General features: G+C 63.7%; 14 protein-coding genes, 1 tRNA gene and 1 pseudogene. 9 read left to right on the top strand and 7 right to left on the bottom strand.

The genetic code is table 11. The features are described 5' to 3' along the window. Positions 1–30: 30 nt before the first annotated feature. Both KJP29_RS19455 and KJP29_RS16600 read right to left on the bottom strand, forming a co-directional pair. Positions 31–210 carry a helix-turn-helix domain-containing protein gene (locus KJP29_RS19455; protein ID WP_370630891.1) on the bottom strand — a complete coding sequence of 60 codons (180 nt, stop codon included), beginning with the start codon at positions 208–210 and terminating at the stop codon, positions 31–33. Beyond that, positions 143–796, bottom strand: coding sequence for a hypothetical protein (locus KJP29_RS16600; RefSeq protein WP_218465011.1), 654 nt, complete (start codon positions 794–796; stop codon positions 143–145). The genes KJP29_RS19455 and KJP29_RS16600 overlap by 68 nt, the downstream gene beginning before the upstream one ends. Positions 797–1,006: 210 nt before the next feature. Between KJP29_RS16600 and KJP29_RS19360 the strand changes: the two are divergent. The 8 genes and pseudogenes from KJP29_RS19360 to KJP29_RS16635 form a co-directional block, all read left to right on the top strand. After that, positions 1,007–1,120, top strand: a pseudogene (locus KJP29_RS19360) (integrase); the annotation flags it as partial. A 519-nt stretch (positions 1,121–1,639) separates the two neighbouring features. Then, on the top strand, positions 1,640–2,437 hold the full coding sequence (locus KJP29_RS16605; protein ID WP_255553641.1) for an AraC family transcriptional regulator: 798 nt from the start codon (positions 1,640–1,642) through the stop codon (positions 2,435–2,437). A 115-nt stretch (positions 2,438–2,552) separates the two neighbouring features. After that, positions 2,553–5,537, top strand: a complete 2,985-nt coding sequence (locus tag KJP29_RS16610; RefSeq protein WP_218464629.1) for a molybdopterin cofactor-binding domain-containing protein — start codon at positions 2,553–2,555, stop codon at positions 5,535–5,537. Continuing rightward, a complete protein-coding gene (locus KJP29_RS16615; RefSeq protein ID WP_218464630.1) occupies positions 5,534–6,361 on the top strand; it encodes a xanthine dehydrogenase family protein subunit M in 828 nt (275 codons plus the stop codon). Before KJP29_RS16610 ends, KJP29_RS16615 begins: the two co-directional genes overlap by 4 nt. Continuing rightward, positions 6,349–6,855, top strand: a complete 507-nt coding sequence (locus KJP29_RS16620) for a (2Fe-2S)-binding protein (protein WP_218464631.1) — start codon at positions 6,349–6,351, stop codon at positions 6,853–6,855. Before KJP29_RS16615 ends, KJP29_RS16620 begins: the two co-directional genes overlap by 13 nt. Next, the gene (locus KJP29_RS16625) at positions 6,848–8,377 is read left to right on the top strand and encodes an AMP-binding protein (protein ID WP_218464632.1); all 1,530 of its coding nucleotides are present in this window, start codon (positions 6,848–6,850) and stop codon (positions 8,375–8,377) included. Before KJP29_RS16620 ends, KJP29_RS16625 begins: the two co-directional genes overlap by 8 nt. 35 nt (positions 8,378–8,412) lie before the next feature. Continuing rightward, the gene (locus tag KJP29_RS16630) at positions 8,413–9,219 is read left to right on the top strand and encodes an enoyl-CoA hydratase/isomerase family protein (RefSeq protein ID WP_255553642.1); all 807 of its coding nucleotides are present in this window, start codon (positions 8,413–8,415) and stop codon (positions 9,217–9,219) included. Positions 9,220–9,255: 36 nt separating this feature from the next. Further along, positions 9,256–10,515, top strand: coding sequence for a benzoate/H(+) symporter BenE family transporter (locus tag KJP29_RS16635; protein WP_218464633.1), 1,260 nt, complete (start codon positions 9,256–9,258; stop codon positions 10,513–10,515). Between the two features lie 543 nt (positions 10,516–11,058). Here KJP29_RS16635 and KJP29_RS16640 read toward each other — a convergent pair. The 5 genes from KJP29_RS16640 to KJP29_RS16655 all read right to left on the bottom strand — a co-directional run bounded on the left by KJP29_RS16640 (position 11,059) and on the right by KJP29_RS16655 (position 19,129). Beyond that, positions 11,059–16,071 carry a RecQ family ATP-dependent DNA helicase gene (locus KJP29_RS16640; RefSeq protein WP_218464994.1) on the bottom strand — a complete coding sequence of 1,671 codons (5,013 nt, stop codon included), beginning with the start codon at positions 16,069–16,071 and terminating at the stop codon, positions 11,059–11,061. A gap of 207 nt (positions 16,072–16,278) precedes the next feature. Further along, positions 16,279–17,208 carry an HNH endonuclease gene (locus KJP29_RS16645; RefSeq protein WP_218464634.1) on the bottom strand — a complete coding sequence of 310 codons (930 nt, stop codon included), beginning with the start codon at positions 17,206–17,208 and terminating at the stop codon, positions 16,279–16,281. A 360-nt stretch (positions 17,209–17,568) separates the two neighbouring features. Continuing rightward, positions 17,569–18,336 carry a tyrosine-type recombinase/integrase gene (locus tag KJP29_RS19460; RefSeq protein WP_370630883.1) on the bottom strand — a complete coding sequence of 256 codons (768 nt, stop codon included), beginning with the start codon at positions 18,334–18,336 and terminating at the stop codon, positions 17,569–17,571. Between the two features lie 108 nt (positions 18,337–18,444). Next, positions 18,445–18,798 (bottom strand): hypothetical protein, encoded by a 354-nt coding sequence (locus tag KJP29_RS19465; RefSeq protein WP_370630884.1) that lies wholly within the window; start codon positions 18,796–18,798, stop codon positions 18,445–18,447. Between the two features lie 241 nt (positions 18,799–19,039). After that, a tRNA-Ser gene (locus KJP29_RS16655) sits at positions 19,040–19,129 on the bottom strand. 263 nt (positions 19,130–19,392) lie between these two features. Between KJP29_RS16655 and KJP29_RS16660 the strand changes: the two genes are divergently transcribed. Then, positions 19,393–20,316 carry an SPOR domain-containing protein gene (locus KJP29_RS16660; protein ID WP_218464635.1) on the top strand — a complete coding sequence of 308 codons (924 nt, stop codon included), beginning with the start codon at positions 19,393–19,395 and terminating at the stop codon, positions 20,314–20,316. Positions 20,317–20,347 lie beyond the last annotated feature (31 nt).

The raw sequence follows: 20,347 nt of genomic DNA on the forward strand, positions 1-20,347 counted from the left end.
CCGCAAAGTCACAGAACTTACCGATCCGTCTCAAAAAACGTCGCGGCGGAGCCCCGAGACCGTCCGGAAAGAGCTGAGCGAAGAGCCTGCATGATCGTGGAAGAACCGCGAGAAATGGGCCGGGACAGAGAAGCCGAGCTCGTCAGAGATCGCCGTGAAACTGCGGTCTTCGTTGGCCAAGGCCTGCACCGCGCGTTCGACCCGGATCATGTTGAGGTAGACGCGTGGCGACACGTTCGTGCACCCTCGAAGAGCCGGAAGAATGCGCCCGCGACAGGCCGCTCTCGCACGAAAGCCAGTTCATCGACGTGACGCTGGCGGGGTCCTCGCGCATCATCGCCATCGCGCGTAATATGCGCCGGTCGGGGGCTTCTGTCCCCGCGGCAAGCGTTCGGATCGAGGGTTGGACGTCGCGCCACAGTGCCATCCGTTCAATCACTGAGGTCATCAGCCGGCTGATCGGTCGCACATGTTCTACCGCATCTCCGGGTGCTCGGATCATCGTCTCGGCGATCTCGCGCACCTGTTGGCGCAACCTTGGGGTGATCGCGCCGCCGGGTCTCGGGAAGAAACCCGGGGCGCCGCTGGCGTGCCAATTGTCACGGAAGGCGCCCAGCCAGGAGGGCTCGACATAAAACGCCAGAATGATGGTCGACGGCTGGCCGGAACGGTGGTGCCCCTCGACCTTGAACAGGACATGGCATTGCGAATGGGCGTGTCTGACCAACGGCCGGTCCATGTCCAGAAGAGCGACACGGCCGAACTTCCCGAGATCTCTCCTCAATGCAGACGACATGATTGATAGGTATCACCCCATTGACTTGCGATGTTTTTCGCCAAGCCGAGCGAACTCAAATCTTCAAGTATTTCACGGAACCTCGGTCGTTTCGGCGCGTGGAATCACATTGCCCCCTCTGAACTTGGTCGTGATCGGCTTCGGTCCGATTGATGGGATGTGCCGTCCCGCTGCAACCGCGAATGTGCTCTCCGAAGTCGCGGTCAATGCAACCTGCGGGCCGTTCAGCTCCTGTTGGGGCACACGAAGATGGACTGCACTGTCAGATACCTTGGCGTTGAACTTGAAGATGCGCTGGCGATCGTCAAAGCCATCGAAATCTAAACGGCTGGGACGTCTTCACGGACGGCCCCGAGCTGCAGTTCGTGGACTGAACGGCTAAGGTCTGGAAGCAACCCTCTTTCTTTTGGATTGACCATTCGGTGCTGAAGAGTCGCATCTTTGAACCACGAAGGAAGTAACTTTGCTCCGCGCATACGTCTGAGATTTGAAAAAATTCACGCTTACGTCCGATTGAAATGAAATGTCTTCTTCGTTGCAGAAGGGGTTGCAGCATGGCGAGGCACATCTGCGCTTAAACAGAGCGATCCCTCCGAAACGAAACATTCGTTTCGGGCCGATCGGAGTGCGATTCATCGTGGTTCAGTTTGCTATCCAGCTTCCGCGCGAAACCCTTGATAACACACATTATCAAGTGCCGCCGGCAATGTCCTGAAAGGAGCAGGCGTCATGAAGCCTGCAGCCGGACGAGATTGACTCGATCTTGAAAACTGGTAACCATCTCGGATGTCGTCTGCTCTGAGGATTGCTATCGGGCCTTTCGGGCGGGTCGCTCTGCTTGATATGGACCGGCCTCTCGTTAAGCACGCCCACGCGCAATGCCACGTTCTCCTGAAGGTCGAAGGTGCCGATACCGAGTTCGATGTTGGCGGACGCCGCGTGGCGTTGACCGATGAAAGCGCGGTTCTAATCAATGCCTGGGAACACCACAGCTACGTGCATCGCGCGGATCAACCGCCAACCATCATTCTCGCAATGTACATCGAACCAACTTGGCTTGGCGCGTTTCGCGGCAATTGGGAAGCGAGCGCCGGGCCAGACTTTTTCCCGCATCCTGGCGGTGCCATCACGCCGCAGATCCAGAGACAGGTCGGTGAGACGGCAGAGGCGATGGTCCGGGCACCCGGCGATGCCGCGACGCATGAGCGGCTGATCGGGCGGCTGATGGTCTCCATTATCGAGCGGTTGGCACCCTGGCGCGATGTACAGCCCTCCCTCCGGGTAAGAGCCAGAGCGACGCGCGCGCCCGACCGGCGGATCGCACGGGCCTTAGCCCTGCTGCGCGAGGATCCGGCCGGAATCGTCTCAATGGACTGGCTCGCCCGCGAATGCGGCCTGTCGCGTGCGCATTTTTTTCGGCTCTTCGAGGCCGATACCGGGATCTCACCCCGAGTCTACCTGAACACCCAGCGGGTCGAGCGTGCGGTGCAGGCCGTGGCACATGAAACGCGCAGTTTCTCGGCCATCTCCCACGACCTGGGTTTCTCCGTCCCCGCGCATTTTTCGCGGTTCTTCCACGACCATGCCGGCTCCTCGCCCAGCGTCTTCCGCGATGTCTCAGCCCTGCGCGATACCGCCTGACCCCGCTTTTTGAGACTACTCGGTAAGGTCCGAGACCTGGCGGGATCGCGAGGCCGGCAGACCCGCACCTAACGTCCTCTCCCACGGGCTTGCCCATGCCAACCTGGGAGGAGACATGAAAGATACCGTTACAGAAAAGCTGCTCGGCCAGTCCGCCCTGCGCGTCGAGGATCCGGCGCTGCTGTCGGGGCGGGGGCGATATATCGATGACTTGCCGGTGGCCGCGGGCACGCTGGCGCTGGCCTTTGTCCGTTCGCCCCACGGCCATGCGGCGATCCGGTCTGTCGATACTGCCGAGGCCGCGCAGGCGCCGGGCGTAGTTGCGGTGATCACCGGAGAGGATGTCGCGGCGCGTACCCGGTCCATGACCGTCGGCGTTAAGGCTGATGTCGAATGCTGGCCGATGGCGGTGGACCGCGTTCGCTATGTCGGTGAGCCCGTGGCGATGGTCGTTGCGACCGATCGCTACCTTGCCGAGGATGCCGCCGATCTGGTCGCGGTCGATTACGCCCCGCTGAATGCAGTCGTGGACCCCGTCGCGGCGCTGGCCGCAGACGCGCCTGTCCTGCATCCCAGCCTCGGTGGCAACCTCATCAGCGAACGCAGCTTCCGCTACGGCGATCCCGAGGCGGCGTTCGACGCAGCCCCGCACCGGATCGGCATCGACATCACCTATCCGCGCAGCGCCTGCACGCCCATCGAGACCTACGGCGTCATCGCCAGCTACGAGCCGGGCGAGGATGCCTATGACGTTACCGCGAATTTCCAGGGCCCCTTTTCGATCCACGCGGTGGTGGCCCGGTCGCTGAACGTGCCGGGCAACCGGCTGCGGCTGCGCACGCCGCCCGACTCAGGAGGTTCCTTCGGGATCAAGCAGGGCGTGTTTCCCTACATGATCCTCGCGGGCATCGCCGCGCGCATCGCGGGTGCGCCGGTCAAGTGGAACGAAGACCGCCTGGAGCATCTGTCGGCAAGCGTCTCGGCCACCAATCGTCAAACGCGGATCGAGGCGGCGGTGACGGCGGATGGACGGATCACCGCGCTCGACTGGGATCAGATCGAGGATTGCGGCGCTCATCTGCGCGCGCCGGAGCCTGCCACGCTCTACCGGATGCACGGCAACATGACCGGTGCCTACGACATCCCGAACATGGCGATCCGTAACCGCGTCGTGCTGACGAACAAGACCCCGACGGGCCTCAATCGCGGCTTCGGCGGGCCGCAGATCTATTTCGCGCTAGAGCGTTTGATGGATACCATCGCGCGGCATCTCGGGCTGGACCGGCTCGAGGTCATCCGCCGCAATCTCATCCCCGCCGAGGCCTTTCCCTACCGTACGGCCAGCGGCGCCCTTTATGACTCGGGCGACTACGCCACGGCGCTGGACCGCGCGGTCGCGGAAGGCGACCTCGCCGAGCTCTACGTCCGCCGCGACAAGGCCCGCGCCGAGGGCCGCCACTACGGCATCGGCTTTGCCTGCGTGGTGGAACCCTCCGTGTCCAACATGGGCTACATTACCACCGTTCTGACGCCCGAAGAACGCGGCAAGGCCGGACCGAAGAACGGCGCGCAGGCGACTTCAACCATCTCAATCGATCCTCTGGGCTCGGTCACGGTTAAGGTCGCCTCGGTTCCGCAGGGTCAAGGCCACCGGACGGTGCTGGCCCAGGTCGTGGCCGACAAGTTCGGTCTGCCGATGGACGCGGTGCGCGTTCTGGCCGATGTGGACACGATGCGCGACGCGTGGTCCATCGCCTCGGGCAATTACGCCTCGCGCTTTGCCCCCGCCGTCGCCGGTGCCACCGAGATCGCAGCTGCGCGTTTGCGTGACAAGCTGGCGAAGGTCGCGGCGACGCAGCTGAACATCTCCGCAAGCGATGTGCTCTTCGAGGGGGGCCGTATCCGTGCTGCAGGCAATCCAGACAACAGCCTGTCCTTCGCACGGGTGGCCGCCACGGCGCATTGGTCGCCGGGCACGCTGCCCGACGACGTGGACCAGACCCTGCGCGAGGCCGTCTACTGGACCCCGCCCGAGCTGGAGGCACCGACGGCGGAGGACGGGATCAATTCCTCGCTCTGTCACGGCTTCATCTTCGATTTCTGCGGTATCGAGATCGACCCCGAGACCGCCGAGCCGCGGATCGACCGCTACGTGACCATGCATGATTGCGGACGCATCCTGCATCCCGCCATGGTCGACGGTCAGGTGCGGGGCGGCTTTGCCCAGGCGGTCGGCGCTGCCTTCCTCGAGGAATACGCATACGGACCCGACGGGTCTTTCCGCTCGGGCACGCTTGCCGACTACCTGCTACCCACCGTGATGGAGGTCCCCGAGCCGGTGATTCTGCATCACGAGACCCCCTCGCCCGTCACACCGCTTGGGGCCAAGGGCGTCGGCGAAGGCAATTGCATGTCGACGCCCGTGTGCATCGCCAACGCCGTGGCCGATGCGCTCGCACCCAAGGGCGATGCACCCGAGCTCGTGCTGCCGGTGACTGCGGCCAAGCTCGCCCCACTGATTTTCGGCGGCGAGGCCGCCCCGAAAGTGCCCGTGCCCGAGACGAAAACCGAGGCCACGGCAGGTGGGCGCACGCTTACCGGCGAAGGCCGCGCCGTAGTGCACGCCAGCCGCGAGGATGTCTGGCGGATGCTGCTCGATCCCGCGACGCTCGACGCTATCATCCCCGGCTCGCATGGCGTCCTGAAGGTCGGCGAGACGCGCTTCGAGGCGGATGTGACGCTGGGCGTCGGGCCCGTGCGGGGGCGCTACAAGGCCGAAATCGACTTGTCGGACCTCGACCCTCCCAATGCGGTCACCCTCTCGGGGCAGGCCGTGGGCGCGCTCGGTACAGGCGGTGGACAAGGCCGCATCACGCTGACCGACACCGAAGACGGCACCGAGATCGCCTATCGCTACGAGGCCCAGATCGGCGGCAAGGTCGCGTCGGTCGGCGGACGGCTTCTGGACGGCGCGGCGAAGGTCGTGATCGGCGAGTTCTTCCGCACTCTCGCGCGCCATTGCGGCGGCGGCGCGTCCAGCGGTGCCGTGGCTCGTCTGCGCGGTCTTGTCGATCTCGTCATCAGGGGAGGCCGGTCATGAAACCCGCCCCGTTCGATCTTGTAACGGCCAACGACATGAGTGAGGCGCTGGAGGCGCTGCACCAGGGCGGCACCGAGGCCCGCGTCCTCGCTGGCGGTCAGTCGCTGATGCCCATGCTCAACATGCGCCTCGCGCGCCCTGCCACGCTGGTCGACATCACCCGCATCCCGGAACTTTCGCGGATCGAAGCCAAGAGCAGCCGGATTACCATCGGTGCCGCCGTGCGCCAGAGCACGCTGGAGCGCTGGCCGGAGCTGGCAGATCGTCTGCCCTTGGTACACGCGGCACTTCCTTGGGTCGCCCATACGCAGGTGCGCAATCGCGGGACGATCTGCGGCTCCGTCGCCCATGCCGATCCCAGTGCCGAGCTGCCGCTCTGCCTGATCGCGCTCGGCGGCACCGTGACCCTGCGCCGCCGCCGCAAGACGCGTGAGATTGGTGCGCATGATTTCTTTCAGGGCATGATGTCCACCGACCTCGCCCCCGGCGAGATGATCGTCTCGGTAACGTTCCCGGCCCGCAAGCCGGGCACCGGATATGCCTTCCGCGAAGTGGCGCGCCGACACGGCGATTTCGCCATCGTCGCCTGCGCCGCGATCGCCCGGTCCGATGGCACCACCAGGCTTACCGTGGGCGGCGTCGCCGACACCCCGCGCACGCTCGAGCTGCCGACAGACAGAGCCGATCTGGACGACCGGCTGAACGAGTTCGCCTGGCACCTGCAGGCCCGCGACGACCTGCACGCCACCGCCCGCTATCGCCGCGACCTGGTCCGGAAGCTCGGCCGCGCAACCCTGAAGGAGGCTTTGTCATGCCGCGACTGACCCAAGACGAGACGCACGCGCTCCGCTTCACCCTGAACGGACGGCCGGTATCCGCCCGCGCCTCCCCGAGGAAGCTTCTGAGCGACGTGTTGCGCCACGAGATCGGTGCGACGGGCACCCATGTGGGCTGCGAACATGGTGTCTGCGGTGCATGCACGGTGCAGGTGGACGGCGAACCCGCCCGGGCGTGCCTGATGCTCGCCCAGCAGGCCGAGGGCTGCGAGATCCGCACGGTCGAGGGGCTGGGGGAGAGCGATGCGCTGACCCCGCTGCAAGAGTCCTTCCGCGAACATTTCGCGCTGCAATGCGGCTTCTGCACGGCGGGCATCCTGATGACGCTCGACGCTCTGTTTTCGCGCCAACCGGACGCGGAGGAAGAAGCGATCCGAGAAGCGCTCTCGGGCCACCTGTGCCGCTGCACCGGCTATGCGCCCATCGTTCAGGCGGCGCTGGCCGCCCGTAACCGCATCAAGGGAGGACCAATCGATGCTTGACCTCGGAACCAGCTTTATCGCGTCCGTGGAACGCGACCCCGGCGCGATGGCAATCGCCGAAGGGGACCGGACGATCACCTATGCCGACTGGTATGGCCGGATCAGCGCGCTTGTGGATGCGCTTGGCCAGATCGGGCTTGGAAAGGGCGACATACTGGTCACGGCGATGCAGAACCGGTGGGAGAACGCCTCGCTGCATTGGGCCTGCCAGATCGCCGGGATCGTCATCACGCCCGTCAACTGGCGCGTCACCGCCGACGAGTTGGACCATGCGCTGCACGACAGTGCGGCCCGCGTTCTGGTGCATGACGATGCCGCGTCCGAGGCGGTGGCCGGATCGGCACTTGCGCCGGGCCTCAACTTGCTGCCGCTCGGCGGTGATCAGGGCCTCGCTGTGATGCTGGAGGGGCGCGCCACCGATGCGGTGCCGCAGGCCGGCGCCGACGATCTGTCGGTCATGCTCTACACATCCGGCACGACCTCGAAGCCCAAGGGTGTGCCGCGCCGCCACCGGGCCGAACGGGCCGCGGCCATCGCCCATGTGGCGCAGAACATGTACGGCCATGGCGAGCGCACGCTTGGTGTCATGCCGCTCTATCATACAATGGGGATCCGCTCGCTCCTGTCGGCCAGCGTGATCGGCGGTGCCTTCGTTTGCCTGCCGCGTTTCGACGTACCGGGCGCGCTTGCTGCGATCGAGCAGCATCGTGTCAGCAACCTCTATCTCGTGCCGACTCTTTATCACGACATCGTCTTCCACGCAGGCTTCTCGCCGGACCGAGTGGCAAGCGTGCGAAAGCTGGGCTTTGCCGGGGCGTCGATGACCGATGGTCTGTTGCAGAAACTGGCGGAGGCCTTCCAGCCCGAGCTTTTCGTGAACCACTACGGCTCCTCCGAGATTTACACCTTCTCAATCTGCCAGGACGCCGCGGCCAAACCCGGATCGGCGGGCCGCGCCGCGATCAACCAGCGCCTGCGCGTGGTGCCACTCGGCTCAACGGATGTCAGCCAGACCTGCGCACCCGGCGAAGAAGGCGAAATCGTCGCCTCCATGGAGGGTGACGAGGCCTTCGAGGGTTACTGGAAACGCCCCGAAGCGGACCGCAAGGCCATTCGCGACGGCTGGTACTTCACCGGCGATTGCGGGCACTTCGACGAAGACGGTGATCTGTTCGTCACTGGCCGAGCCGATGACATGATCATCACCGGCGGTGAGAACGTCTCGCCCGTCGAGGTCGAAAGCTGCCTGTCGCTGCATCCCGCGGTGGCCGAGGTCGCCGTGGTCGGCCTGCCCGACGCTCGCTGGGGTAAGGTCGTGACCGCCTTCGTCAAGCGCGGCGGCGATGTCACCGAGGCCGACCTTGACGCCCATTGTCGTGCCTCTGGGCTGTCCAATTTTCGCCGCCCGCGCCGCTACGTCTTCGTGCACGAAATCCCGAAATCCCCGGTCGGAAAACTTCTCCGACGCCTACTTGTCGCGGGCGAATATGAGGTCGAACCGGCCGAAACCACCACTGCGTAAGTCCAGAGAAAGACACCCAGATGAAAGATACTCCGATGACCGAAACCATGACCTTCACAGATCCGCGCCTCTCCGAACTCGACGGCTTTCACGTCCGGCTCGATGCAGATAACGAGCGCGCCGATATCATTCTCGCGCGGCCGCCTTACAACGTGATCTCGATGGGCGCTCGCGATCAGCTCCGCCTCGTCTTCGAGGCACTCGATGAAGATGACCGCGTGCGCATCATAGTCGTCTCTGCCGAAGGCGAGCATTTCTCCTCGGGCGGCAATATCAAGGGCTTCCTCGAGGCCAGCCCCGAGCATGTCTCGCACCTCGCGTGGAACGTGGCAGCACCCGCGCGCTGCTCCAAGCCGGTGATCGCCGCCAATCGCGGCTACACTTTCGGGGTCGGCTTCGAGCTGTCGCTGGCCTGCGATTTCCGCATCGTGTCTGAGACCTGCCGCTATGCGCTGCCCGAACAGAAGCTGGGCCAGATCCCCGGGTCGGGCGGCTCTGCCCGGCTGCAGAAAATCGTCGGCGTTGCGCGCACGAAAGACATCGTCATGCGCTCGAAGCGCATCAAGGGTCAGCAGGCGCTCGACTGGGGCATCGCGACCGAATGCGTACCAGATGGCGATCTCGAACAGGCGGTGACCGACCTCGTTAACGAGCTCCGTGAATTTTCACCCATGGCGCAACGCACTGCGAAGAAGCTGCTGAACGACACCGATGACGCGCTCCTCAGTACCGCGATCGAGATGGAAGGGCTGAACTACAGCCGCCTGCGTCAATCGGAGGATTTCCGCGAGGGCGTCGAGGCCTTCCACGCCAAGCGCAAGCCCGCATTCACCGGCCGCTGAGGGGGCCCGCAACCAACATCAAGGGAGGAGACCCAAATGGAACGGACGGAAAACACAAACTGGATCGAGAAAGGACCGGGCTTCGGCGCAGGCCTGTCCGGCCTGCGCGAGGCGCTGGGCATCAAGACCGCCAGCGCTGGGCTTGTCGCGGCCATCTTCGGATGCTCGGGGCCTGCCCTGATCGTGATCGGCGCCGCCAATAATGGCGGGCTGACCGAGGAGCAGACCGTGGCCTGGCTTCTAGCGATCTACGGCCTCGGTGGGCTGATCAGCCTGATCATGGCGCTTTACTACAAGCTCCCGGTGACGGGGGCCTATTCCATACCGGGCGCGGCGCTCGTCGCCGGCGCGCTCGGCACCTTCCCGTTCGAACAGGCGGTTGGCGCCTTCCTGATGGCCGGCGCGATGGTCTTCGTGCTCGGCATCACCGGGCTCATCGGCAAGGTGATGCGCTGGCTTCCGATGCCCGTCGTCATGGCGATGATCGCGGGGGCGCTCATTCGCTTCGGCATCGGCGCGGTCACCTCGATCGAGAAGCTGCCCATCGTCGTCGGTGCGGCGACCATCGCCTTCTTCCTGTCGATGCGGTTCCTGCGGGCCGTCCCGCCGGTTCTGACCGCACTGATCGTGGGCCTGGTGGCCGTGACCCTGACCGGAGGCTTCCAGGGAGGCGAGGCGGCAATCAGCTTCGTCGCGCCGGAATTCACCGCACCCGTCTTTACGATCGATGCCTTCCTCGCCATCGCCGTGCCGCTTGCCGTGCTGGTGATCGGGGCCGAGAATGCTCAGGCTATTGGGGTTCTCTACGCCGAGGGTTACCGCCCGCCGATCAACGCCATGACCGTGATCTCGGGCATCGGCGGCATGCTGGCGGGGGTCATCGGTGGGCATAACGCCAATATCGCAGGACCCATGACGGCGATCTGTTCCTCCGATCAGGCGGGCGAGAGTCCCGAACGGCGCTATGCGGCCACGGTGCTGAACGGCGTGCTCTTTGCTGCCTTCGGGATTTTCGCCGGGGTTGCGGTGCCGATCATCATGGCGCTGCCTGGGCCCCTGATCGGCGCGGTGGCGGGCCTGGCGATGATCACCGTCCTGCTGAGTGCATTCCAGTCCGCCTTCGACCGGAATGCGGGCCACCAGATCGGAGCCTTCGTCGCCCTGATCGTGGCGATGTCGAACGTGTCGTTCCTGAACATCAGCGCACCCTTCTGGGCCCTGGTGGCGGGCGCTGCGGTATCCGTGCTGAACGAGCGCGTGGTCAGATCGCAGCCCGTGGCCACAACGGCGTCTTGAGAACGGCGCCGGGACGGACAAGCGATCAAATGGGGGGCGTCAGTAGAGAACTGCGCCCCCAACGAACTTTCAATTTGTCGCCGCCGCGATCCCGTTGAAGTGGCGCGACGGTGATAAAAAAATTTAACTTCGATCATTGCGCTGGCGTTCCGGGAACCAAGCGCGGTGGCCAGTCTCGATTACTGGCCAATATTCGTCACACGTGTCCTAATCATGACCGTGGACCAATTTCGAATGGAGCGTCTCAGGGTTGCTCACAAGACTTGCCAAAGAGAACCAAGGGTTCTTGATGTTGCGCTGATCCAGTTCAAAGGCTGTCTTGAAATCCTTTCCCGCGAATCTCGGTGTTCTTGCACTTACAACAAACTGCCGCTTGTTCCTTGTATCCTGAGGAGCATTGTAGAGTCAGCGCAAATCGAGCACTTATTTCGAATGGCGGGATGAGTTCTCACAGGCGACATTCGTATCGTTTGCAGCGAACTTCCGCTCTCCGCCCTAACCACCCATCAACCTCGATTGTAGTCGAAGGAGCCCACCTCCGCACTATTGCTCCTGCTCAAACACCAGATCCGGGATCACGACCTCCCACTCCTCGCGCCGCAGCATGTGGTGAAAGCTCTCGCCCGCATCCTCTTTGCGCCACCGGATGATGGCCGCGATCTCACCAGAGACGAACCGGGTGCCCACGGGCGGCGCAAAGGCCTTTGCCATGCGGCCAAGCACCCGGCCCGACATATCTTCGACCTGCCATCGTCCTGCGGCCTGCTTGAGCTGAACCGCATGGCCCACCCGCGCCTCGGAAATCGCGCGGTGAACGGGATGGGCGTCGGCCTGACGGCCCGCGAACGACAGGTCCACCATGCGCATCTCCGGCGATTGGAAAAACCGGCGCGGTCCGGGAATGGATGCGATATCAGGCTCTACATGGCGCGTAACGATCGCAGGCGACAGCGTGGGCAAATATTCGTGGTGATCGTTGCTCATCACGATGAGGTTGCGCCGCGCGCGGGTCATGGCGACGTAGAAGAGCCGCCGCGGCGCGTCCTGATCTTCGTTGCGCGAGGGCCGTTCCCAGCCGCCGTCCATGATGACGACATCGTCGAACTCCAACCCCTTGGCCCGATGCGCGGTCAGGAGTTTCAGCCCCCGCTGTTCGCCCCAGGAGTCCCGCGACCATTCTGCGAACCACTCGACGACGTCAGGGGTCGGGATCGGCTTGCCCTCGATCTCGCGGGCAAGGAGTCCCAGCCCCTCACCGATCCGGTCCGTCCAGCGGCTTGAGGGGATGGTATTGAGCAGATCGGTCAGATCCCCAAGACCGACCATCCGGCCATTGCCCTCCCGCAAGCCGCGAATGAACGTCTGCATCTCGCGGGTGCGCCAGACGCTTGGCAAGGTCTCGTTCGCCATGTCGACGGGGATGCCCTGAGCTTCGGCAAAATCGCGCACCGGCAAGAGCTTCCGCCAGTCGCGGGAGATGATCGCGGCGCGCTTCCAGCTCCAATCGGGAATAAGAGTAGATAGGCGAAGCATCTCTTGAACGGCGGCAAGGGCCTGAGCTTCGTTGCCGGGTGGACAGCCAAGAATCTGAACCCGCCCCTGCGCGACGGGGTCGAACTTCTCCATCACGCCACCCGGTGCGTCCTTGCGGCGCGCTTGGTCCACGGTGATCGCCTGCCCCGTCTTCATCCGCTCCCGCGACCCTTCGATGACGGCGTTTGCGGCGCTGACGATGTGACCGGACGAGCGGTAATTGTCGGTCAGGAAAACGGGTTTGGCCGCATAGTCCTGTTCGAACTGGCGGATGTGGCGCACCGAAGCGCCAGCGAAGGAGTAGATGTTCTGGTCGTCGTCCCCGACCGCGAAGAGCGAGATACGCTGATCCGGGTCGTCGATGCTGCGACCGGCCACCGCGGCGATCAGCGCGTATTCTTCGGGGCCGACGTCCTGGTATTCATCCACAAGAATCCAGCGGAACCCCTGGATGAGCGTTTCGCGCAGCGCTTCCGCCTCGACCTTGTCCAATCCATCTCCGCGCAGGAGGCGTGCGGCGTCGGTCAGGAGCGTTTCGAAGTCCGGCGTCTCGGCCCCTGCCCGTCCCGCAAAGCTCGCACCGATCAGCCGCATCGCCAGCGCGTGGATGGTCAGCACCGTCACAAAGCGCGCGTCATCGCCGATCAGCCGGCGCAAACGCTCGCGGATCTCGGCCGCCGCGTGCCGGTTGTAAGCAAGGACGAGAATACCCGACGGATCCTCGCGCTTGATCCGAACCAGATAAGCGACGCGATGGACCAGAACGCGGGTCTTGCCCGAACCCGGTCCGGCGAGGACCAGAACGTTGGTTTGCTCGCGATCATCCTTGACGATCTGCTCCTGGATCGTATTGCCGAGACTGTCGACGATATCGTCATAAGTCTGCGCCGTGGCCTGACGCCGATAGTCGGACGCCCGCCCCGGCATCCAGACCTTCATGAAAGCGTCGTGCTCCATCGCAAAGTAATCGCGTGCCAGACGCTGGGCTCTGGGCATGTCCTCCATTCCCAGTGCTGCATAGGCGGCCATGACATGCGTCTGCGTGGTCTGTTCGGCATAATGGTCCTCGAGCGGTGCGAAATGCTGGTTCGTGAACGGCCCGCCCTTGGGGTTCATGTGCAGCGTCATGGCAGACCGGAAGACTGACAGGCCCTTGCCCAATGTCACCACCTGCTGTTCGTGAAGCCAAAGGAGCGCCCGATCCATGAGCTTGGACGGGTCGTTCACCGACGCCCGCAGAAGTGCATCGCTGTTGATCGCGAAGAGAAGGTCGCCCAGCGTCGTCTCGACCGGAATATCCTTGCCCTTCAACCCGGCCTGCACCTTGTCGATGAGATGGAGCATCAGCTGTTCCGCGGCCTGACGGCGGAGCGTCGCGGTCTGTTCGATGATCGGCCATGACCGCTGCAACCGGACCAGAAGACTGCCCTTGGAAACCTTGCGCATGCCGATATTGCCCATGCCCCCGTCCATATCGCGCCCGTCCTGCGCGATGCCGCGCAAGAGCCCCTCGACAACATCCGGCCGCACCGAGGCATGACCACGTTCGCGCAGCGCCTGAGCGACCGAGGCGAGGTGACAGGGCAAGGCCTCGTTCAGGTCGGCCTCGGGCGCAAGCTCCCGCAAGATCGTGATAAGGTCGGCCTCGAGCGACGCGGCGGCTGTGAACCGCTTGGGCGACGCCGTTTCACCCCGCGTGTGAACGAAGATCGTGATATTCGTGTCATCCTTGGCAATGCCCAGCGCCTCGAGGTCCGCCAGCGCCTTACGCACGCCCGAAACGGTAAGGCCGCTCACTCCACACAGCTCGTCGGTCGTGATGCCCTCTTCCTGCGGCGCGTTGATGATGTGCTGCACGATGGCCAGCAGATCCTTGCGCCGCTGCTCGGTGATATCGGCCTTGGCGAGGATGTCCCTGACCTCGGCAATACTTCGGACGCGCAGGGAGGACGGAAACACCTGCACCCGGTTCTCTTCACGACTGAGAAGCGTGGCCTCCTCGAGCCAGGCCACCGCCGTCTTGACGCGGGTGTCGTCGGTGTTGCTGTCGCGCTGGAAATCGCGGTCCTTCTCCTCATGGACGATCTCGCCGGGGGTGGCGACGATCTGTCCATCCCTTCTCGTCCGCGTATCGAGCCGACGCAGCGCCTTCAGGATCGCGCCGATCTCATGCCGGGCGAGGCGGGAGCGCGCGCTCAGGCTGAACTGGCGTTCCACATCTTCGGTGTTGAACAACAGCACACATTCGGCCGGATTGCGGTCCCGCCCGGCCCTGCCCGCCTCTTGCAGGTAGTTTTCAAGCGACCCGGGCACGTCGCCATGCACGACAAGCCGGATATCGGGCTTGTCCACACCCATGCCGAACGCATTGGTCGCAGCAATGACCCGCAGGTTCCCGACCCGGAAGTCTTCCTGAATTTCGCGCTTTTCGTCGGCGCTTAGCCCTGCGTGATAGCGCTCTGCCGCGATCCCCTGTTGTTGCAGGAACTGGGCCACGCGCTCTGTCGCACTGCGGGTGGCGCAGTAGACCACGGCCCCCGACACGCCCTCGCGCGGCAGGCGGGCTTCGATCGCGTCGAGGATGTCGGCCATCTTGGTCGCGCGCTGTGTCGGCAGAACGTAGAAGCCAAGGTTCGACCGCGACGCGCCGCCATCGGCAAGCGCCAACTCCTGGCCGAGACGTTCCTTGAAGTGGCTGCGAATGTCGGCCACCACATCGGGTTTCGCGGTGGCGGTCAGGCAGAGAACCGGCGCGATGTCCTCGCCCGAGCTTTCCTTGATGAAGCGCGACACATAACGGTAATCGGGCCGGAAATCGTGGCCCCATTTCGACACGCAATGCGCCTCGTCCAGCACCCAAAGCCCGATTTCGCGCTGCGCGAGGACCGACCTGACCGACGTGCTGCGCAGCTGTTCCGGCGAGATGTGAAGGATCGCCGCATCCCCCATCCGCACCTTGTCGAGCGCGTCCTGCCGTTCCGGCAGCGACAGAAGGCCGTTGATCGTCACCGCTGACGAGATCCCGGACCGGACCAGCCCCTGCACCTGATCCGCCATGAGCGCCACGAGTGGAGAGATCACGACAGTCAGCGCGCCCGTCTTGTCAAAGCGTGACAGCGCGGGGATCTGGTAACAGATCGACTTGCCCGTGCCTGTCGGCAGGATGCCCAAGAGGCTCTCGCCCGACATGGCCCGCGCCACGATCCGTTCCTGCAAGGGGTTCCCATCGTCGTCGACGGGCTCGGGGCGGAAACCGGGGAAGCCGAACCACCGTTCGAGGGCGCGCGTTGCGTCATTGTGCTCGGCGCAATAGGCGCAATGTGTCGCGTGGCAGTTGGTGTCGCGCAGCTCTTTGACCAGACGCGCCGCATCGCGAAACTGCGCCCGCACCCAGGGCGGCATGACGGAATCCCCGCCCGCCACGGAAATCCACGCCAGCGCATAGGCCATGGGCCAACCAAGCTGCGCATCGGACAGCCGCCCGAGCACCGCGTCCACCTGCGTTTCGCAGGCGGCATCGGAGAGGAGCCTGCGCATCGCGGCAAAAGCTTCGGCTTCCGCGGGGCGCGACACGCCGCGAACGTCTGTGAACAGCCGATCAAACCCCGCGCTCTGCGGCCCGTTCGTGATGAGCCAATGATAGGCCAGCATCCTGTCAGGGGACGCCTTGTTCAGCGCCAGAAACGCGTCGATCTGATTGCGCAGGACGTCAAAGACAAGCCGCGCGTCGAACTCCGGATCGTTCACGTGACCGCTTTGCAGCCGCCCATCCCGGTAGTGCTTGACCAGATGGTGGTAGGGGTTGCGCGGAAAGGCCAGAGGGTTGAGCCAGAGCGTGTCGATCGGCGCCTCTGCGAGCTTGGCGAACCGTGGGGAAACCGCCATCAGATGTGGCAGGTCGTGGCGCAGAATATTGTGCCCGATCACATGCGCAAAGCCTGCAGAAAACAGATCGAGCTTTTCCAGCGCCGCGTGGGCGTCGCCCTTGCGGTGCACGATCCCGGTGGCATCCCCGTCGGGCATTGCGGCGAAAGCAAAAATCCGCGCCTGTTTGGGGTCAACTTCCAGATCGATCGAGAGACAGCGCGACAGAATATCGACGTCGCGCAAGACCGCCTGAACCTCTGCGTCCTGCGACGGCTCTAACGGCTGCTTTTCACTCGGCGTCTCGCGCCCGCGCGTGAGGGATTTGAAGAACCGTCGGGGAAGCAAAGAATTCGTGCCTGCGTATTATGTCTGGTCCCAAGGCGCCGGACCGCTTGCGGCCATTTGCCCGAAAATATTCTCCCGATGCCATTTCAGGTTCGCGGGATGCGGCCAGTTTTGCTTGTCCTCTGGCTTCCACAATTTGCCGTCCGGTCGCAGAAGCCGACTGACGACATCCCCCGGCACCTTGTTGCTGGACACCAGAATGGTTTCATTATCGTCCGCAATGGATATCAAACCCCGATCGAACATCCAATGCAACGTCCCAGAGAGCGCAAGCCCGTTTCTGACGGAGTCACTTCCGCTGCGCTCGACGGGCCGGATGTGCGCTGCCTGCACCTCTGGCCGCCCGCCTCCGTTGCGAAGCCGGAGGCCGGACATGGAGCAGCGGTAGTCATAAGCCTCGCGCACCTTCCGGCGGAATGCGACATCGCGGTAGGGCCGCCGCGTGAGTCGATCGAGCACCGGGCGCTCGAATATCATCGCCTCTTCGGCCAGCTCAGGCGCAGCGGGATCGTATCGCGTCGCCTCCCGGCGTTCGAGATCCTCGGGCAAGCCCAGACGCACGATCCGGGCAAAGTCTGCCTCGGACAGACGGCGAACGGCGAGTTGCACAGCCCCGCCCTTTTTCGGCGTTCCATCGGGCTCCATGAGCGACTGTTCCAGAGGACGCCCGTCGATCAATCTCGGGACCTCGGCATCAAGCGGCAGAAAACTTCCGGGTTCGATCATGGCGAGAAAGCGCCCCTCGACACCGGGTTTCGGGATCACACGCGCGATTTTGGCGACAGCGAAATACCCGCGCGGCCCGGCCTTCACCGGCTCGTAATAGACGACCCAGTCGCCCACCGCCTCTTCCACTGCTTTCAGGTATCTGCGCGGAAAGTCGTAAACGACGTCAGGTTCGTCGTCGTAAACTGAGTCCGCTTTGTGAAGGAGCACGAGTTTAGTCATGCTTCCAGGAAATACGTTCCAGGGCCAAACGCAAGGTATCTATCAGCGCATGGAATCAGGAGATCGCCGGGCTGGACCGGGGGCGACGCGGTCATGGTCTGGAGAGCCCCCACCGATCCAGAGTGTAACTTCCGCTCCCTCAGAGCCAACCGCCCGGATGTCGTCCGCCTTCGACGGCCTGACCTTCGTCAGCTGCACTCCTCGAAAATCGTAGGTTCCCACAGTGCGCTCTTTGACAATCAAAGACCGTTGGTAGCACAGCTGCTCGCTGCAAGGGTGTTCTCTGCTCACGCGGGAACGGGCCATAGGTATTCGAGCACACCGGGCGTACGGAAAGTGTTCGGGTGCCTAATTGCGTGATCAAATCGCGATACGCATCAGAATTTTTTGCGTGTGGCTCAGTGACGCCCCGTGAACATATCTTTGACGGTTCAGCGTGTGTCCCATGAGGTCACGCCGAATGCGTTCATCGACCTCCGCACCGAGGAGCCGGTCTTCAAAGCTGTGCCTTAAGCAGTAGAACGTGTGATCTGGGGTTTCCTGCAAGCCATTCTCTTTGAGAAACTTGTTCACCGTTGCCGACAAGGCCGGATTGTCGGCATAACGGGGGAAGCCGCCCGGATGTTCACGGAACGCTTCGAGGCTCACACCCGTGAGAGGGATCGAGCGTCGACTGTACTGGCTCTTTAACTGCCTCCCTTCCGGTGCGATGACGATATGAGGGATTTCTGCGTTGAGGATGATATGCTCGGGCGAAAGACTTGCGGCCTCGCTCGGTCGGTATCCTGTATTAATCATGCCGATGAGGATCGCGCGCGCCTGCCCATTGAGCCCGTCCAAGGCGCCGGGCGCCAAGAGCTTGTCGCGGATCCAGCTGGTTGAGAACGGCGGTCGGTGACGCTTTTCACCTTCCGCAATCCTCAGACGCCCAACGAGGTTCTCCACATCGAGGCCGAGGCGCTTTTTCTCATTCAGTCGACGAAGCATTGACGCAATGTCGGTCAAGTCCTTATTCGCGCTGTTCGGCGTCAGGTCATCTCGCTCGATCCTATCTTGCCACCAATCCACAAAGTCGAGCATGTCGTCCCGGGTCAGGTCTGAGATCGCCTTGTTCCCCGTTACATTCATGAGGTTCTTGAACGCCTTGATCTGGGGATTTCGCCAACGTCGAAGTTGGTCCGGACTCTTTCCGCGTGTCTTATCCCTGGCGAGGTTCCAATATTCGTCAAGGACGTTCTAGAGCATGATCTGCGGTGGTCGAATGGTTCCCAGCAGCGCTGCCGCTTTGTGCTTGTTCACGCGTTCAATGCGATCCGTCGCAGCTTCGACACGCTCCACAATTTCCTCGACCGGCAGTCGGGCAACCTTTTCCGCACGCAAGAAACGAAATCCGCGCCTATGAGCGATTTCGAGAGCTGCGACAAAGCGTGCTTCTGCGTCTGCGGTGTCCCCCGCGAGCCGCGCTTCCCATCCTTCGATAAGTTCCCTCCACGCGGCCGTTGCCTTCAGTTCTGCCTCTGCGCGGCTGTCGGTCTTGAGTGAAAGCTTGACGAACGAACGGTCTTCAACCTTCGCGTACCTGCGCGGCACCAACCTTCGCGTACCCGCGCGGCACCCGCCTGCGCAATTGATACACGCCCCGCCTCTCAATCAATGATATTGCGGCGCATCCTTTATGACCCCCAACTCGGGTCAAGAATGGAGCTCGCTGGCAACTGCAGCAAGGGGAATGTGACCCATACTGTGACCCAAAATGAGACCCAAGTCAGGAGACCCCGGCCCACCTTTGGCCAAATTTAACCTATCTTATGGGGGTTTAGTCAAGGCATGATGGCGGAGGCGGTGGGATTCGAACCCACGAGACGGTTTCCCGCCCGCTGGTTTTCAAGACCAGTGCCTTCAACCACTCGGCCACACCTCCAGCGCGGGAAGCGATAGACTGGTGTGTTTGATTCTGAAAGGGCGCTTGCAGCCTGGGCGGTGCTGGCAGGTCGGAACGGGCCACGAGAGCCAGCCAGTTGCGCGCTCCCGATGTTGTGACGCGCGACGGCGCGCCGGAACCCGCGCATGGCATGCTGCAAGGCTTTCCATGCCAAGGCGCATTCGTTAAACTCGCTGCAAATCGCACGCTATAGGTGCGGATACGGGCAGAGCGACGGCAGGTCGCGATCAGGGGCAAGACAGATGCACAGCGGGACCACAGGTTTGGCCATTGCGCTTGGCGCGGTATTGGCGCTTTCGGGATGCGAGGACGGGCAGATGCCGGCGTTCCTTCAGGGGAACGGCGACGGCGCGGGGACAAACACAACCGCGACGGCGGGCCGCTCCACGCGGTCGGTTGAACGCGATGTGGAAGCCCCTGAGATCTTTCAGGTCTCCGACAAGGGTCTCTGGGATGGACGCCCCTCGCTCGGCGGCGTCTGGGTCGCCCATGAAGACGCGCAGAACCCCGAGCGGGTGATCATCCGCAACGAAGACAACCAGACATTCGTCGTGGGCGTGCTGTATCGCCCCGAGCGGCAGCAACCGGGCCCCGCCTTCCAGGTGTCCTCTGATGCCGCCGAGGCGCTCGACATGCTGGCGGGGAGCCCCGCGAACATGAGCGTGACCGCACTCAAGCGTGAGGACGTCGTCGAAGAAGAAGACGCGCCTGACGGTGCATCGCCCGCTGACGCGCCGACCGCGGCCACCGCGGCGGCCCCCACCGTCGCCGCCGAACCGCTCGACCCGATCGCGGCGGCCACCGAGGCGCTCGACCGTGCCGAGGGCAAGCCCGGCTCGGCCACTTCGGCAGCGACCGTCGCCGCCGCCACCGCCGGTGTCGCGGCCCCTGCCCCCACCACTCCGCCCCGCGCAAACGCACCCAGCGGCGCGCTGTCCAAGGCCTTCATCCAGATCGGCATCTTCTCGGTCGAGCAGAATGCCAACAACACCGCCGAAAGCCTGCGACGCGCCGGGATGGTGCCGACCATCAAACCCGGCAAGACCAGCGGCAAGGATTTCTGGCGCGTGGTCGTGGGTCCGGCCGGATCGACCACCGAGCGTGCGCAACTTCTCAAGAAGATCAAGGAACTGGGCTTCAACGACGCCTACTTCGTGACGAACTGACGACCGAAACGGCCGGGCGGTACCGTCCGGC

It is taken from the genome of Maritimibacter sp. DP1N21-5, from assembly GCF_019218295.1.
In the GTDB taxonomy this organism is placed as follows: Bacteria; Pseudomonadota; Alphaproteobacteria; order Rhodobacterales; family Rhodobacteraceae; genus Maritimibacter.

Coding starts and splice junctions, on each gene's coding strand:
- KJP29_RS19455 (WP_370630891.1), bottom strand. CDS start 210: ATGATCCGGGTCGAACGCGCGGTGCAGGCCTTGGCCAACGAAGACCGC.
- KJP29_RS16600 (WP_218465011.1), bottom strand. CDS start 796: ATGTCGTCTGCATTGAGGAGAGATCTCGGGAAGTTCGGCCGTGTCGCT.
- KJP29_RS16605 (WP_255553641.1), top strand. CDS start 1,640: ATGGACCGGCCTCTCGTTAAGCACGCCCACGCGCAATGCCACGTTCTC.
- KJP29_RS16610 (WP_218464629.1), top strand. CDS start 2,553: ATGAAAGATACCGTTACAGAAAAGCTGCTCGGCCAGTCCGCCCTGCGC.
- KJP29_RS16615 (WP_218464630.1), top strand. CDS start 5,534: ATGAAACCCGCCCCGTTCGATCTTGTAACGGCCAACGACATGAGTGAG.
- KJP29_RS16620 (WP_218464631.1), top strand. CDS start 6,349: ATGCCGCGACTGACCCAAGACGAGACGCACGCGCTCCGCTTCACCCTG.
- KJP29_RS16625 (WP_218464632.1), top strand. CDS start 6,848: ATGCTTGACCTCGGAACCAGCTTTATCGCGTCCGTGGAACGCGACCCC.
- KJP29_RS16630 (WP_255553642.1), top strand. CDS start 8,413: ATGACCGAAACCATGACCTTCACAGATCCGCGCCTCTCCGAACTCGAC.
- KJP29_RS16635 (WP_218464633.1), top strand. CDS start 9,256: ATGGAACGGACGGAAAACACAAACTGGATCGAGAAAGGACCGGGCTTC.
- KJP29_RS16640 (WP_218464994.1), bottom strand. CDS start 16,071: ATGCCCGACGGGGATGCCACCGGGATCGTGCACCGCAAGGGCGACGCC.
- KJP29_RS16645 (WP_218464634.1), bottom strand. CDS start 17,208: ATGACTAAACTCGTGCTCCTTCACAAAGCGGACTCAGTTTACGACGAC.
- KJP29_RS19460 (WP_370630883.1), bottom strand. CDS start 18,336: ATGAATGTAACGGGGAACAAGGCGATCTCAGACCTGACCCGGGACGAC.
- KJP29_RS16660 (WP_218464635.1), top strand. CDS start 19,393: ATGCACAGCGGGACCACAGGTTTGGCCATTGCGCTTGGCGCGGTATTG.